This is a genomic window from Aliidiomarina sp. B3213 (assembly GCF_003290085.1).
In the GTDB taxonomy this organism is placed as follows: domain Bacteria; phylum Pseudomonadota; class Gammaproteobacteria; order Enterobacterales; family Alteromonadaceae; genus Aliidiomarina.
This window is the reverse complement of record NZ_QMKJ01000004.1, coordinates 235,962-250,376: the sequence shown is the minus strand read 5'-3', so window position 1 is coordinate 250,376 and position 14,415 is coordinate 235,962. Positions and strand designations below refer to the sequence as shown.

Here is a 14,415-nt window from a genome sequence, read left to right as displayed (position 1 = left end):
AACTTGGTCGCATTGTAACCCTATGAGCTACTTGTTAAAAGTACCGACTTAATTTTCTCAAGGCCATTGCGAGGTGTTTTAGCGAGCACATTTTCTATGCTGTTTCCGTCTGGAAATAAAAAGTTGGGAGATAGCTCTGCTAATGGGTACAACACAAATTCACGCTCGAGCACTCCGGGATGGGGAAGTGTGAGTCGGTCGTCCTCACATTGAAGGTCGTCGTAGTAAAGAATATCTAGGTCTAGCGTTCTTGCTCCCCAACGTTGTTTGCGCACCCGATGATGGTCGTTTTCAATGCCTTGGAGTGCGTCCAATAACGCATGAGGATTAAGTAGTGTAGAGAGCCGTGCGACAGCATTGACATAGTCGGGCTGATCTTGGGGGCCCATAGGCTTAGAGGCATATAGCGAAGAGCTTTGCAGTTCTTGAATGTGCTGGTGACTTTGTAAGGTCTTTAGCGCACTTTCAACTTGAGCTACGGGATCGCCCAAGTTCGCTCCAATACCAATAAACACTTCAGCCACAGGAATACCCTATGCACTCGGCTTTTTAGATTTGGGCTTTCTACGTCGGCGCGTTCCGCGACGCTTCTGCGGCTTACTTGGCTTTCCTGAATGCACTTCGTCGCTAAATTGCTCTTGCATGGAATTCCAAAATACAGAGAGTTTGGCTAATTCGTCGTCATTCTCAACAACTCCTCGTAACAACAAGAAATCGTAACCCGCTCTAAACTTAGGATGGCTGAGAAGCCGCTTAGCCTTCACTGGGTTTTGCTGGCGCAACCGTATTTGTAGCAACCAAATGTCGCGCATGGGTAAAGAAAAGCGCTTAGGTAGAGAAATGCTTCTCGCTTGAACAGAAGTGATTTCAGCTGCAGCTATTTGAAAAGCATCGTATTCGGCTAGTGTAGCTTCTTGCACTATTTCTTGAGCGCGAGCCACCATTGGATACCATAAAATCGCTGCGAAAAGGTATGCAGGGTTCACCGACTTGTTGGCGCTCAAGCGCTTGTCGGTGTCTTTCATCACTTGCATCATCATGCGGTATTCGTTGCTATTAGAATCTTTCAGCGGAGCTTTGAGAATAGGGAACAAATGCGACAATAAGCCGAGTTCATTCAGGACTTCAAAGTTAGCCACTGCACGTTGTGCTAAAAATAGCTTTAAAGACTCTTCAAACAAGCGCGCGGCCGGTATGTCGTCTAGCAAATATGACAGCTGTGGAATGGGTTGGCGGCAGTCGTCACTAATTTTCAAGCTCAGTTTAGTGGCAAATCGAGCCGCGCGAAGCATGCGTACAGGATCTTCGCGATAACGTTGTTCGGGGTCGCCAATAAGCTTTAAAACACCTTTTTCTAGGTCTTCCATACCGCCTACAAAGTCGTAGATGGAGAAGTCGGCGATGTTGTAGTAAAGCGCATTTACGGTAAAGTCTCTGCGAGCTGCGTCTTCTTCGATAGAGCCAAATACGTTGTCGCGCAGCACTAAACCTGTTTTAGATGTCTTTGACTTGTTGGAACCTTGTTCTTCATCGCTGTGATGACCGCGAAACGTAGCTACTTCAATAATGTCTCTGCCAAAGACAATATGAGCGAGGCGAAATCTGCGACCAATGAGCCGACAGTTTCTGAATAAACCTTTAATTTGCTCCGGAGTTGCGTTGGTTACAACGTCAAAGTCTTTAGGCGTAACACCAAGAAGTAAGTCGCGGACACACCCTCCAACAAGGTATGCGTCATAACCTGATTTGTGCAGGCGGTAAAGAACTTTTAAAGCATGCTCAGAAATGTCATCGCGCGATATAGGGTGCTTGTCGCGAGGGATAATCTGCACCGCAGGCTTGTTTTCGCGTTTGTCCTTTTTTAAAAACTTCTTAATGATGGCGGGAATCCTCAAGCCTAAAATCAATATTTTGAAACTAACCGTCTAGTCTATATTTTATCGCACAACTTTATTGTGCAACCGCGCGCATTTTAACCGATCGCGATGATATTGAACATATTATATTTTTTGGCTTTTCCATTTTTCAACGCCAAACGTAATGATTTCATCAACGCTTGCTGTTGCCAGGTTGTGGGGAATTTCAATATCAAGCGCAACTAATGCTTGGCAAAGGTTGTTTGAAGCTTGGTTGTTGTCGATAGCTGGTGCATGGTTTTGCTTACTCAGTTTGTTGCCATTCCGATCAAGTTGAAGTTTCACATGTGCGTAGTTCGGCACGTCGTGAGTCTGCTCTGGGCTTAAGAAACTTAGGTTTTGCAGATTTTTCCAAAGTTCAATTTGCCAAACTGTAGGGAACAATAAGTCTTGGCCACGTACCACATGAGTGATGCCTTGGCAGTAGTCGTCGGCAACTACCGCTAGCTGATAAGCCCATAAACCGTCTCTGCGTTTAAGAACAAAGTCTTCAAGGGCAAACTCTTGTGGCACTTTGATGTGACCGAGCAGACGGTCTTCAAAACTTTGACACGCGCCAGTATTCAGAAAGCGAACACTAGCATTTTCAGCTGCTCTATTTTTGTCTCGACAAAATCCATCGTAGTGGCCGCCACGTTGCTGAATTTCTTTGCGGGTACAATTGCAGTAGTAGGCTTGGCGTGCGCTCAATAAAGCTTGTAAGACTTTTTGAAAAACTTGCTCAGACTGCGATTGCCAAAGAACGGGTTCGTCCCATGCTAACCCATGTGCCTGTAGTTGCTCGAGAATGATGTCAGCTGCGCCCTCTACTTCTCTTGGTGGGTCTATGTCTTCAATACGAACAAGCCAACTGCCACGATTTGCGCGAGCATCTAAGTAGCTTGCTAGAGCTGCAACTAAAGAGCCCGCATGAAGCGGGCCCGATGGACTAGGGGCGAAACGCCCCCGATAGTGCGTAGCTAGGTCTGCCACCTTTGCTTAAGAGCCTTTCATTTGCTTTTCGCGGATTTCTGCAAGGCTTTTACAGTCTATACATAAGTCTGCAGTTGGTCTTGCTTCTAACCGGCGAATACCTATTTCCACACCGCACGACTCACAAAAGCCGAAATCGTTGTGCTCGATAAGCTCCAATGTTTTTTCAATTTTCTTAATCAATTTACGTTCTCTGTCGCGAGTACGTAACTCGATAGCAAACTCTTCTTCCTGTGCTGCTCGATCGACTGGGTCAGCGTAATTTTCAGCGTCTTCCTTCAAGTGGCCAACGGTACGGTCAACTTCTTCTCTAAGTTGTGCACGCCACACTTCTAAAATCTTTTTAAAATGAGCGCGCTGCGCTTCATTCATGTACTCTTCGCCTTTCTTCTCGGCGTAAGGCTCAAGCCCCGCTTGCGCAAGAATTCCGTGCGCTTTCCTTTCCTTAGCTGCCGCCATAGTTCATTCCCTCCGGGAGGTTTACAACTAACCTGTCTCAAAAAAGATGGGTATGTATATCAGATAAAAAAAATACGTGCAATTTTACCGCAAAAACAGCAAATGGGGGCTGGAAATCAAGATTCAAGCGCTCCAATTTGAAAATTCAATACCATATTGATTTATATTGAAAAAAGCCTTGAAAATAGTTAGCCCATTTGCCTCTGCTTGTTTACACATAGCAGCATAGTTTGGATCAATATGCGTTGCCGTCTGTACGTTTTTTATGCCGGTATGCATAACTGCATAAACAATCGCGATGTCGTTTCCCGTGTCATGTTTCAGTTGAATAAGTTCTTCTATTTGTCTTGTTGCTCGTGTTGAAACAGCATCAGGGAAGTAGCCGTTCTCATCTTCAAGCAATGTCACGGATTTTACCTCGATATAGGTGTCTGGTGCGTTATTTCTTTGTAACACAATGTCACATCTACTTTTTTCACCGTATTTAACTTCACGCTCCATTGCTGAGAAGCTTTCAAGCTCTTTCGGTAAAGAGGTATGTAAGGCTTCCACTACAAGCTCATTTGCGCGGTGCGTATTAATGCACACCCAATCTTTTGAGGGGAGTTTCGCAACTTCCCAAGTGTGTGCGTACTTTCGCTTTTTGTTGTCGCTCTCGCTCAGCCAAACTTCGCTGTCGGGGATAGCACAGCCAGTCATTGCACCTGTATTAGGGCAATGAACGGTAAGTTCAGAACCATCGGGCAGAGTTACGTCTGCTAAAAAGCGCTTGTATCTTTTTACTAATTTGGCGGCTTTCAGAGGAGGATTAAATTGCATAGCTGTTTATTTTCTCGTTACAGTACGTCTTCAGGTTTTGCTTTCTGTTTTTTAAAGTATGGCTTGCTATAATTCAAAGCTCTGTTTGAGTGCGCTGAAGTGATCACGCTCTCAGATTTATTTTTTACGGACTTAAACTACGTTGTGAGGTGAATGATGTCTAGTGCCATCCCGGTTTGGTTAACTAAGGAAGAGTGTCCACAAGGGGTACGCGATAACAGTGTCGTGTATGCTGCAGACTCTGGTTTCCGTGTGGTATTGCCGGAAACTCGCCAAGCAGAGCGGAAAAATGAAGACGACGAAGCCGAATTTCGTGTCATTCAAACCGCAGCTCGCAAACTAGATCAGCTGGGTTTAGCAAAGGTTTCTCTTGAAGGAGAAGGTTGGACAGAGGCGCGTCAATGGGCTTTTGCCAAAGGGTTCACAGACACGCGCTCAACTAATGAGATTGTGTTTAGTGACGATGCTCAGTCATCTCTCAAACCTCTTGTCGACACTTATCGTTGGGTGCGAAATCTTATTAACTTGCCCTCAAGTGAGATTTATCCAGAAAGCCTGTGTGAAAAAGTTATTGAAAAGGCTCAGGAAGTCGGCGGGAAAGCAGTTTCTGCGCGCATGGTGGTTGGCCCTGAATTAGTCAATGAAGAACGTTTTGGTATTCATACTGTGGGACGTGCGAGTCAGCATCCTCCAGTGCTTCTGGAACTAGACTTTAATCCAACCGGTGACGAGAAAGCAGAAGTAGAGTATGCCCTTATCGGTAAAGGTATTACGTTCGATACCGGTGGGTATAGCATTAAAGGCAACGAAGGCATGGTTGCTATGAAGTGTGACATGGGTGGGGCCGCAACGGTGTCTGGCGCTCTAATTCTTGCCATGCAGCAAGGTTTAAATAAGCGCGTGAAGTTACTGCTATGCTGTGCCGAAAACATGATCGACGGTAATGCATACAAGAATGGCGATATTATTTACTACAAGAACGGTCAATCGGTTGAGATTGTAAACACAGACGCTGAAGGTCGTCTTGTATTGGCAGACGGGTTAATTCGCGCAGGTGAGTTGAATGCCAAATATATTATTGATGCAGCAACGCTAACAGGTGCGGCACAAGTCGCTGTTGGTACAGAGTACAACGCCTTATTTAGCGTAGACGACAGTTTTGCCAATGAAGCGTTAAAAATTGCTGAACGTAGTCATGAAAATCTATGGCGTCTGCCCCTAAATTCTTGGCATCAATACAACTGTCCTTCGCCGTTTGCGGACACCGCAAATAGCAAGCCGATGAAGGGTGGTGGCTCTGGCGGCGCAAGTAATGCGGCAGGTTTCCTACTGAGATTTGCTCCGAATAAGGGGCAAGGTTGGTTGCACTTCGACTTAGCGGGTGCTTATCACGGTCAAGCAAACGCACTTTATCCTGCCGGTGCTACAGGCTTAGGTGTACAAACTATTGCGCGCATTCTTACGCGCTAGTCGTTAAGTTATTCAGCCCTTGGCGTTGAGGGCTGAATAACAATTCCTCTATTTCGCTCATTGTCTATTCGTAATAATCAGGCAAAGTCGCTTTCCCTAACTGCTTTTGGGCGTTACGCTATGGCAAAAAACAGAGGGTTGTTGTGTCCATCAAGTCGGCTTTAGCTTTCATTTTTAAATGCGCACTGGTTGGTGCGGTTGTTTTAGCTTTTTACGGCGTATATTTAGACGCTCAAGTAACAAAGCGTTTTGCCCATGCCCGTTATCAAGCCCCAGCGTTAATTTATAGCCGTGCTCTATCACTTGAACCTCATCAAAATATCTCGTTAGCTCAAGTTATCTCTGAACTTCATGCGTTAGATTACCGTGAGTCTAGATCTGCACGTGATCCAGGTGAATTTCAGCAAGCCAATCAGCAAATTCTATTGCATCGCAGAGCCTTTGACTTTCCTGACAACCTAGAGCCGGCAAAGCGCGTTCGTTTGCTTTTTAATGAGAGTAACGTGCTCGAAAGAATAGAGTCGTGGCCAGAACAAGATTCGATGACGGCAATTCGATTAGAGCCTCAACTTATGGGGAGGTTTCCTACTGGACAAGGAGAAGACCGGTTAATTCTGGGCTTAGAAGAAGTTCCGGCATTAATGAAAGAAACTTTATTGCTGGTCGAAGACCAAGATTTTTACCATCATGCGGGTGTTCGTCCAACAGCTATTGTTCGTGCTGTTCTTGCCAATATTGCCGCAGGTAGAACAGTTCAAGGTGGTAGTACAATTACGCAGCAGCTTGTGAAGAATATGTTCCTTTCTTCTGAGCAAACTTATATCCGGAAGTTTAACGAAGCATTAATGGCGCTTATCTTAGATTTCCGCTTCAGCAAAGACGAAATTTTAGAAGCCTATTTTAATGAAGTGTTTTTTGGGCAAGACGGTGGTCATGCTATTCACGGCATTGGTTTAGGTAGCCACTTCTACTTTGGAAAAACGCCACAGAACCTCAATGTAGACGAAATCGCATTACTTATCGGAATGGTAAAGGGACCTAGTCTTTATAATCCTCGACGAAATCCCGAAAATGCGAAAGGCCGAAGAGATTTAGTTTTACGGTTAATGTTTGAAAACGACTTAATCAATCAAACTCAGTATCTTGCTGCAATTGACCGTGAAGTGAGAACTCGAGAGCAAACTCGGCTAAGCCGTTATGGCCGCCCAGACTTTATCGATGCCGTACAAGCTGAATTAAATGATTATGTACAAGGCTCGCAATGGCATAGAACGGGATTAAAAATTTACACCACATTTGACCCAGAGCAGCAGGCAAGGCTCGAGTCTAGCGCTCGTAGCCAATTTATTCCCGATCAAGTGAAAAGTGCAGAACGTGCTCTATTGGTGACTGATTATCGTACGGGTGCTATTGAAGCGCTAATTGGCGGAGCAGAGCCAGTAAACGCCGGGTTTAACCGAGCTTTGAATGCGCAGCGTGCAATTGGTTCGCTGGTAAAGCCTTGGGTTTATGCGCTTGCGTTCGAAAATGAAGCCGAATTTAATCTGATTACGCCGGTACAAGACACTCCAATTGAGCTTGTAAACGAGCGTGGAGACCTTTGGCAGCCTCAGAATTACGATGAGACTTTCCGAGGGGAAATTACGTTATTAGAGGCTTTTATAGATTCTCGCAATGCTCCGGTGGTGCGCGTGGGTATGGAAATAGGAGCTGATCAGGTTAGACGTCGATTAGTCAACGCAGGAGCGCCAGCTAGTATCCATAGTTACCCAAGTTTGATGTTGGGTACGATAGAAATGTCTCCCTTTCAAATCTCGCAGCTATACGTGCCTCTGCTAAACGAGGGAAAGCGCGTTCCTTTGCATACCATTGAAGCGGTAACAACTCATCGTGGCGAATCCATATTTTTAAGAGAGAATACGGCTACACAGGTACTTACCCCAGAAGCGGCACGAATGGCTAGATATGCCATGGAGCAGGTTGTAGCGAGAGGGACTGGGCAAGCAATATCAGACGTAAGCGAGGATATTGGTGGCAAAACCGGATCTACAGATGATTTAAGAGATAGTTGGTTCGTTTCATTTGATGGGGCACGGATGCTGACAGTGTGGGTAGGCTACGATAATAATTCCCCGGTGGGACTAACGGGCAGTGCTGGCGCTTTACCGTTAGCCCGAGAATATTGGCGGCGCAGTAATATTCAGCCATTAGATCGCGTTCTTCCCGAAACGATGCATTGGATTTATGTCGACGCGATGAATATGAATCGCGTTGGCCCAGACTGCAGTGAAGCACTGCGCATTCCGATGATGGGCGTGGCCGCGACTGAATTCTATGACTGCCGAGGAAGACTAAGAGACCAAGAACAGAAAGAAGAGCGCTCTTGGTTTGAGCGCATCTTCGGTTAGCATGATTTAAAAGCTACAGGCTGACGCGACGATATTCTCGGTATTCAGGTTCCCAGAACACCTTGCTAATGCGTGAACGTAGCAGTTCGTCCGGAATTTCTAGAGCGTGGCCTTGTTCTTGGGCTACTTTTCCAACCGCAAATGCGATCTCTCTCGAAAGGGTTTCTATTTCCCTTAACGACGGCAGCAGACTCGCTCCAGAACCCAATACTTTAGGTGACATTGCTGCGAGGGTTTCGCTGGCAATGAGCATCATTTTTTCTGTAACGCGGCGTGACTTTACAGCCAATACACCTAAACCAATGCCGGGGAAAATGTAGCTGTTGTTACATTGAGCGATAGGGTAATTCACGCCGTCGACTACGACTTCGTCAAATGGACTGCCCGTGGCTAAAATGGCTTTGCCGTTTGTCCAACGCAATACGTCTCGAGGATGAGCTTCAACATGACGTGACGGGTTGCTCAGTGGAAAAATAATCGGCTCTTCACAATGTTCATGCATGGCACGAATGACTTGCTCTGTGAATAAGCCCGGCTGTCCGGATACGCCGATGAGCACCGTTGGTTTCGCGCAGTTCATCACATCGAGTAGTGAAGGATATTCGCCACTGAAGCTCCAATCTGCAATGACTTCGCTAGATTGGGTTAATGCCGCCTGAAAGTCGCGTAAGTTATCCATTTTGTCGGTTAACAAGCCGAAACGATCAACCATATAAATCTGGCTTTGCGCTTGTTCTCTTGTTAAACCCTCGGCCTGCATGTGAGCAATGATTTGTTCAGCGATACCACAACCCGCAGAGCCAGACCCAACAAAGGCAACGCGTTGTTCTGTAATCGACTGACCTTTTGCTTTACAGGCAGCTAGTAAAGTTCCGGCTGTAACAGCTGCCGTACCTTGAATATCGTCATTAAAACAACACACTTGGTCTTGATACTTTTTCAGGATCGGCATGGCATTTTGCTGAGCGAAGTCTTCAAACTGAATAAGTACCCCAGGCCAGCGCTTTTCTACTGCCTGAATAAAGGTGTCTATAAAGTCTTCGTACTCTTTACCAGTAACCCGTTTGTGGCGGGCGCCCATGTACATTGGGTCATTTAAAAGTTTTTCATTGTTCGTGCCCACGTCCAACATGACTGGGAGAGCATACGCAGGGCTAATACCACCACAGGCGGTATAAAGAGAGAGTTTTCCAATAGGAATTCCCATGCCGCCGATACCTTGGTCACCTAAGCCAAGAATACGCTCGCCGTCAGTAACCACGATAACTTTCACATTACGTTTGGTCGCATTGCGTAATATGTCGTCCATTTGATCGCGCTCTGCGTACGATAAGAACAAACCACGAGCACTGCGGTAGATATCTGAAAATTGCTCACAAGCATCACCTACCGTCGGAGTGTAGATAATGGGCATCATTTCTTCTACGTGGTCTTTGACCAAGCGGTAATACATGGTTTCGTTGGTGTCTTGAATTGCACGAAGAAAGATATGTTTATTCAACGGTGTTTCAAAACTTTTATATTGCATGTAAGCACGGCTTACTTGCTCTTCAATAGTTTCATAACGAGGAGGAAGCAAACCCGTTAAGTTGAATGCTTTGCGTTCCTCTGGACTAAAGGCACTACTTTTATTCAGCAACGGCGTCTCAAGCAATGAAGGGCCTGAGTAGTGAATGTACAGTGGGCTTTTAGACTTAGACTCGGTCATGAAAATTCCTATTTCAATATAGTGTTATTACTGAGCGATTTTCGCGAAAGCTTTGTCAGCACAGTCCAGCGTGTCTTGTATGTCCTGCTCGCTATGCGCCATAGACATAAACCCAGCTTCAAAAGCGCTTGGTGCTAAGTATATACCTTGCTTCAGCATTTCGTGGTAGAACGTCTTAAAGTGCTCCATGTTGCAAGCGGTTGCTTGCTCAAAGGTGGTTACCTTGTCTTCGTTAGTAAAGAAGAACCCGAACATGCCGCCAGCTTGGCTCGTGGTAAATGGAATACCATGTTTGTCAGCAAGCTTTTGCAAGCCTGTGGTGAGTGCTTTAACTTGTGCATTTAGCTGATGATAACGAGATTCGTCGTTTAATAAGCTTAATGTGGTTAGGCCTGCAGCCATGGCAATTGGATTTCCAGACAAGGTACCCGCTTGGTAAACTGGGCCAACTGGAGCGATATGGTCCATAATTTCAGCCTTACCACCAAATGCTCCCACCGGCATTCCGCCACCAATAACTTTACCTAAACAAGTAAGGTCAGGTGTCACATTGAAATGTTGTTGTGCGCCACCTTGTGAAACACGAAAACCGGTCATCACTTCATCGAAAATGAGTACAGAGTTGAACCGGTCACAAATGTCACGCAAACCTTCAAGGAAACCTTCCTCTGGTAAAATACAGTTCATGTTGCCGGCAACGGGCTCAACAATAATACATGCGATGTCGTCACCGACTTCCGCAAACACTTTTTCAACTTCGTCTAGTTTATTGAAGCTAACCGTAAGCGTGTGTTTGGCTACGTCTTCAGGAATGCCCGGAGAACTTGGAACGCCTAAGGTAAGGGCGCCTGAACCGGCTTTAACGAGTAAAGAGTCGGCATGACCATGGTAGCAACCTTCAAACTTCAATATTTTGTTTTTGCCTGTATAACCACGAGCAAGTCGAATAGCAGTCATAGTGGCTTCTGTGCCAGAGTTCACCATGCGAACTTTCTCAATTGATGGAACAATTGAAATCACTTTTTCCGCCATGGTCGTTTCGATAGCTGTAGGCGTTCCGAAGCTTAATCCGCGTTCTGCTGCTTCAATAGCTGCCGCGCGCACATCCGGGTGATTGTGGCCCAAGATCATTGGTCCCCACGAGCCCACGTAGTCGATGTAACGCTGACCGTCTTCGTCAAATAGATAAGCGCCATTCGCGCGTTCTACAAATACGGGCGTGCCGCCAACACCTTTAAAAGCACGGACGGGGGAGTTTACACCACCAGGAATAGAGCGTTGGGCTTGGTTAAATAGTTCTTCAGAACGGGACATAGATACCTCTAAAAATTCGCTTTTTCGCTATACCACACGACATCAGTGTCGTATTTGCTAACTAAGTCCTCAACACCAAGGGTTAAGGCAAAGAGTGCCATTCGAATGAGCACGCCGTTGTCAGCTTGTCTAAATATGGCTAAGTTGGGATTTTGGTTTAAGTCGTTATCAAGTTCATTTGCTTCTGCTCGGGAGTCTCGAGGCAAAGGGTGCATAATGACCGTGTTTGGCTTGTAATGGCGGGTGTATATCTCGCTGTTCAGACGGAACCTGCCGCGGTACTGGGCAGCTTCTTCCATACTGGCAAACCGCTCTTGCTGAATTCGCGTTTGATACACAATGTCGGCATCCATGACGCCTACCATTTCGTCTGAAACAAGAACTTCATGTCCGGCATTGGTCAGTAAGTCGATAACCTCACTGGGCATAGCAAGTTCTCTTGGGGAAATAAGCGTAAAACGCACATTTTTATATAAGCACAGTAGTTTCGATAACGAGTGAACTGTACGGCCATACTTGAGGTCGCCAATCATACAAATATGCATGCCATCAATGCTTCGTTGATGGTGGTTCAACTCTTTTTGGATCGTATATAAATCTAACAGTGCTTGTGTCGGATGTTCGTTTGCACCGTCACCACCGTTAATAACCGGTACTCGACTACCTTCCGCAAACTCTGCAACACTGCCAGCCTTGGGGTGGCGCATGGTGATTATGTCGCTGTAACTAGACAGCACACGCGCTGTATCGTATAGCGACTCACCTTTGGCGATGGCAGAGCTTTCCATGCCTGTGGTTTCTCGCACTTCACCGCCAAGCAGGTTGAACGCAGTACCGAAACTAACTCGCGTTCTTGTGGATGGCTCGAAGAATAAATTTCCCAAGATTGCGCCGTCTAAAACTCTTGTGCGCTTCTGCCGGTGAGCATAGGGTGCCATTTGGTCCGCAATCTGGAAGATTTTCTCTATTGCGGGTAAATCGAACTGCCCAACCGAGAGAATGTTTGCCCCTTTGAAGTTCATAGCTACCCTTACCAACGTGATGATTGTTGGCTGAATATGATAGCAGAGTCAGGCTAGTGTCGTCACTGATTTAACTGCCAAATGCAGGTTTTAATACCGCTAATAAAATGACCGAAAACAATACAATAACAGGAGCTTCATTAAACCAGCGGAACCATTTGCCTGAGTGACTGTTTTCACCCTTGGCGAATTGTTTAAGTAGTTTAAAGCAGTAGATATGGTAACCACACAGTGCAGCAACTAGAGTCAGTTTGATGTGCATCCAGCCCGAATGCTTAAGCCATTCTAAGCCATAGATATAAAGCATTCCTGCGCCGAATATTAACGTCAGAATGGCAAAGGGTGTGATAAAGTACAGCAATCGACGCTCCATAATGGTGAGCTGCGCATGAACAGAAGGCTCGTTCGACTCTGCATGGTATACAAACAGGCGTGGCAAATAGAAAATGCCCGCAAACCAAGCGACCATGGTTATAAGGTGTAATGCTTTAAACCATTGTAATACGAGAAGTTCTGTCATTGACGTTTACCGAAAGCTAGTCTTTCACATAATTTACCATTGGTGGGCCTTATACGCCACGCCATTCAAACGAGAGGATAGAACGTGTTTCAACCTGGACGTATTATTACCGTACGGACAATTTTGTTGGCCATTGCCTTGCTCATCGCGGCTATCTTTATTGGGTACTACGGTGGTCACAAGCGTATCGATTGGCAAACACAGCGTGTCGCATGGTTAGAGTCTCAAACTGAAACTTTGTATGAACGCTTAGATCGATTGGAATACGAAAATAATATTTTACAGGTGGAGCTCGACGTAGAGCGCGCGGCGACGCGATCGTTGCAGGATGATTTGCGTGACTCCATCGAAGATAAAGCGGTTATCGCTCGCGAGTTAACTTTCTATCAACGCGTCATGGCGCCTGAGCTCGATGCAAATGGGGTGGCTATCGACTCGTTTGTTATTTCAGAGGCGACCTCTTCTGGAAACTTCTATTTCAGACTCATTTTGTTGCAACTCGAACGAGCTCAGCAACTGGTTACAGGAAGCTTTTCGGTTCAGCTGACTGGGCAAGAGAATAACGAAACTAAAACCTATAACTTGCTCGAGCTTGCAGGAATTGAGGAAGGTGATTTTGCAATGAATTACTTCGCGTTGTCAGAAGGTACGTTTCGATTACCCGAGAACTTTGTCCCGAATACAGTGACTGTTAGGGTGCAAAGGCGTCGAGGGAGTGCGATAGACCAAATCTATCAGTGGCAAGAACTGTTGGCAGAAGATGTAGAAATTCAAGATATAGAAGGTTCTGGCGATCTTGAATGACGCGGAATGATGCGAGAAAATACGTAAAGTTTATTGATATAAATGTGGAGTAGTTCATGAGTGTAGTTGAACAAGCAATGCCTATAGAGTTTTCGGAAGCTGCGGCTGCGCGTGTCCACGAACTAATTTCTGAAGAAGAAAATACCGAGCTTAAACTTCGCGTCTTCGTTACCGGAGGCGGCTGCTCAGGTTTTCAGTACGGCTTTACCTTCGAAGAAAATACTAATCCTGATGATATGCAAATTGAGAAAAACGGGGTCACTTTAGTTGTCGACCCGATGAGTTTGCAGTATCTAATTGGTGGTGTTGTCGATTATGAAGAAGGGTTACAGGGCTCTAGATTTTTTGTGAATAATCCAAATGCGACAACAACGTGTGGTTGTGGCGCTTCATTTTCTGTCTAATCAGACCAGACAAAATATAACAATTTTTAACCAGTGTTTTTGTGGGCCTGTTCGAAAGAACGGGCTTTTTTGTACAAAAAAGAAACAAATCTGTTCAGGTTTAACATAACGAATTAACAAATTACGAACACGAAACTTATTGATTTAAGGTAGGAAATAACGAGAATAGCGCCATCGAAACGAACCCACTTGTTTAGGAGACTTCAAATGAGAACATTGATCGCTATCCTTGGTGCAGCACTAATTGGTAACATCGCAATTTCTACTCCAGCGCAAGCTTCAGCAGCTATTGCAGAAAGCTTATGTACAGCAGTAAGTGCAGACGACCGTCAGCGTTTCCGCACTATCTTGGATAACCACAATGTAAGACTTCGCAATGTATACAGCGGCGTTCGTTGTAACGGTTACAGCATGATTCAGTTCGCGATTACTGCAGAAGCAGCTAGCGTAGGTGAGTTGTTAATTCGTCAACTACCTTCAAGAAGCATTGAAGAAGACACAGTAAACGGCGTTCCAGTTCTTGAGTGGGCTGCACAGTCTGGCTACTCGAACTCTCCTGTAGTTTCTGTAGTCCGCGAGCGTCTAGCTGGCTAATTCTA

14 protein-coding genes are annotated in these 14,415 nt (G+C 45.7%); 5 read left to right on the top strand and 9 right to left on the bottom strand.

All coding sequences use genetic code 11. The annotated features are described in order from the left end of the window. Positions 1 to 20: 20 nt before the first annotated feature. The 5 genes from folK to sfsA form a co-directional block, all read right to left on the bottom strand. Positions 21 to 524, bottom strand: a complete 504-nt coding sequence (gene folK, locus DQX04_RS12205) for a 2-amino-4-hydroxy-6-hydroxymethyldihydropteridine diphosphokinase (protein ID WP_111916215.1) — start codon at positions 522 to 524, stop codon at positions 21 to 23. A 9-nt stretch (positions 525 to 533) separates the two neighbouring features. After that, entirely contained in the window at positions 534 to 1,832 is a 1,299-nt protein-coding gene (pcnB, locus tag DQX04_RS12200) for a polynucleotide adenylyltransferase PcnB (protein ID WP_368665648.1), read from the bottom strand. Positions 1,833 to 2,000: 168 nt separating this feature from the next. Then, positions 2,001 to 2,888, bottom strand: coding sequence for a tRNA glutamyl-Q(34) synthetase GluQRS (gene gluQRS / locus DQX04_RS12195; protein ID WP_111916214.1), 888 nt, complete (start codon positions 2,886 to 2,888; stop codon positions 2,001 to 2,003). A 6-nt stretch (positions 2,889 to 2,894) separates the two neighbouring features. Continuing rightward, the gene (gene dksA, locus DQX04_RS12190; protein WP_111916213.1) at positions 2,895 to 3,347 is read right to left on the bottom strand and encodes an RNA polymerase-binding protein DksA; all 453 of its coding nucleotides are present in this window, start codon (positions 3,345 to 3,347) and stop codon (positions 2,895 to 2,897) included. Between the two features lie 123 nt (positions 3,348 to 3,470). Beyond that, positions 3,471 to 4,166 (bottom strand): DNA/RNA nuclease SfsA, encoded by a 696-nt coding sequence (gene sfsA, locus DQX04_RS12185; protein WP_111916212.1) that lies wholly within the window; start codon positions 4,164 to 4,166, stop codon positions 3,471 to 3,473. A 156-nt stretch (positions 4,167 to 4,322) separates the two neighbouring features. On the opposite strand from sfsA, the gene pepB reads away from it, so the two are divergent. After that, positions 4,323 to 5,636: an aminopeptidase PepB gene (pepB, locus tag DQX04_RS12180; protein WP_111916211.1), complete on the top strand. Its 1,314-nt coding sequence runs from the start codon at positions 4,323 to 4,325 to the stop codon at positions 5,634 to 5,636. Positions 5,637 to 5,779: 143 nt separating this feature from the next. Beyond that, entirely contained in the window at positions 5,780 to 8,044 is a 2,265-nt protein-coding gene (gene mrcB / locus DQX04_RS12175; RefSeq protein ID WP_111916210.1) for a penicillin-binding protein 1B, read from the top strand. A gap of 13 nt (positions 8,045 to 8,057) precedes the next feature. Here mrcB and DQX04_RS12170 read toward each other — a convergent pair whose 3' ends face one another. From DQX04_RS12170 to hemJ, 4 genes are all read right to left on the bottom strand, one after another. Next, positions 8,058 to 9,752: an NAD-dependent malic enzyme gene (locus DQX04_RS12170; protein ID WP_111916209.1), complete on the bottom strand. Its 1,695-nt coding sequence runs from the start codon at positions 9,750 to 9,752 to the stop codon at positions 8,058 to 8,060. 27 nt (positions 9,753 to 9,779) lie between these two features. Continuing rightward, positions 9,780 to 11,066, bottom strand: coding sequence for a glutamate-1-semialdehyde 2,1-aminomutase (gene hemL, locus DQX04_RS12165; RefSeq protein WP_111916208.1), 1,287 nt, complete (start codon positions 11,064 to 11,066; stop codon positions 9,780 to 9,782). Between the two features lie 8 nt (positions 11,067 to 11,074). After that, positions 11,075 to 12,088 carry an aspartate carbamoyltransferase gene (locus DQX04_RS12160; RefSeq protein WP_111916207.1) on the bottom strand — a complete coding sequence of 338 codons (1,014 nt, stop codon included), beginning with the start codon at positions 12,086 to 12,088 and terminating at the stop codon, positions 11,075 to 11,077. 70 nt (positions 12,089 to 12,158) lie between these two features. Further along, positions 12,159 to 12,608: a protoporphyrinogen oxidase HemJ gene (gene hemJ, locus DQX04_RS12155; protein ID WP_111916206.1), complete on the bottom strand. Its 450-nt coding sequence runs from the start codon at positions 12,606 to 12,608 to the stop codon at positions 12,159 to 12,161. An 84-nt stretch (positions 12,609 to 12,692) separates the two neighbouring features. Between hemJ and DQX04_RS12150 the strand changes: the two genes are divergently transcribed. The 3 genes from DQX04_RS12150 (at position 12,693) to DQX04_RS12140 (ending at position 14,410) form a co-directional block, all read left to right on the top strand. Further along, positions 12,693 to 13,412 carry a DUF6776 family protein gene (locus tag DQX04_RS12150; RefSeq protein WP_111916205.1) on the top strand — a complete coding sequence of 240 codons (720 nt, stop codon included), beginning with the start codon at positions 12,693 to 12,695 and terminating at the stop codon, positions 13,410 to 13,412. Between the two features lie 56 nt (positions 13,413 to 13,468). Continuing rightward, positions 13,469 to 13,816, top strand: a complete 348-nt coding sequence (erpA, locus tag DQX04_RS12145; protein ID WP_111916204.1) for an iron-sulfur cluster insertion protein ErpA — start codon at positions 13,469 to 13,471, stop codon at positions 13,814 to 13,816. Positions 13,817 to 14,023: 207 nt separating this feature from the next. After that, positions 14,024 to 14,410: a DUF3718 domain-containing protein gene (locus DQX04_RS12140; protein ID WP_111916203.1), complete on the top strand. Its 387-nt coding sequence runs from the start codon at positions 14,024 to 14,026 to the stop codon at positions 14,408 to 14,410. Positions 14,411 to 14,415: the final 5 nt, after the last annotated feature.

What these genes read in the sequence shown, in the direction of transcription:
- hemL (WP_111916208.1), bottom strand. Translation starts at nt 11,066, where the DNA reads ATGTCCCGTTCTGAAGAACTATTTAACCAAGCCCAACGCTCTATTCCT.
- DQX04_RS12170 (WP_111916209.1), bottom strand. Translation starts at nt 9,752, where the DNA reads ATGACCGAGTCTAAGTCTAAAAGCCCACTGTACATTCACTACTCAGGC.
- erpA (WP_111916204.1), top strand. Translation starts at nt 13,469, where the DNA reads ATGAGTGTAGTTGAACAAGCAATGCCTATAGAGTTTTCGGAAGCTGCG.
- sfsA (WP_111916212.1), bottom strand. Translation starts at nt 4,166, where the DNA reads ATGCAATTTAATCCTCCTCTGAAAGCCGCCAAATTAGTAAAAAGATAC.
- dksA (WP_111916213.1), bottom strand. Translation starts at nt 3,347, where the DNA reads ATGGCGGCAGCTAAGGAAAGGAAAGCGCACGGAATTCTTGCGCAAGCG.
- hemJ (WP_111916206.1), bottom strand. Translation starts at nt 12,608, where the DNA reads ATGACAGAACTTCTCGTATTACAATGGTTTAAAGCATTACACCTTATA.
- DQX04_RS12160 (WP_111916207.1), bottom strand. Translation starts at nt 12,088, where the DNA reads ATGAACTTCAAAGGGGCAAACATTCTCTCGGTTGGGCAGTTCGATTTA.
- pepB (WP_111916211.1), top strand. Translation starts at nt 4,323, where the DNA reads ATGTCTAGTGCCATCCCGGTTTGGTTAACTAAGGAAGAGTGTCCACAA.
- DQX04_RS12140 (WP_111916203.1), top strand. Translation starts at nt 14,024, where the DNA reads ATGAGAACATTGATCGCTATCCTTGGTGCAGCACTAATTGGTAACATC.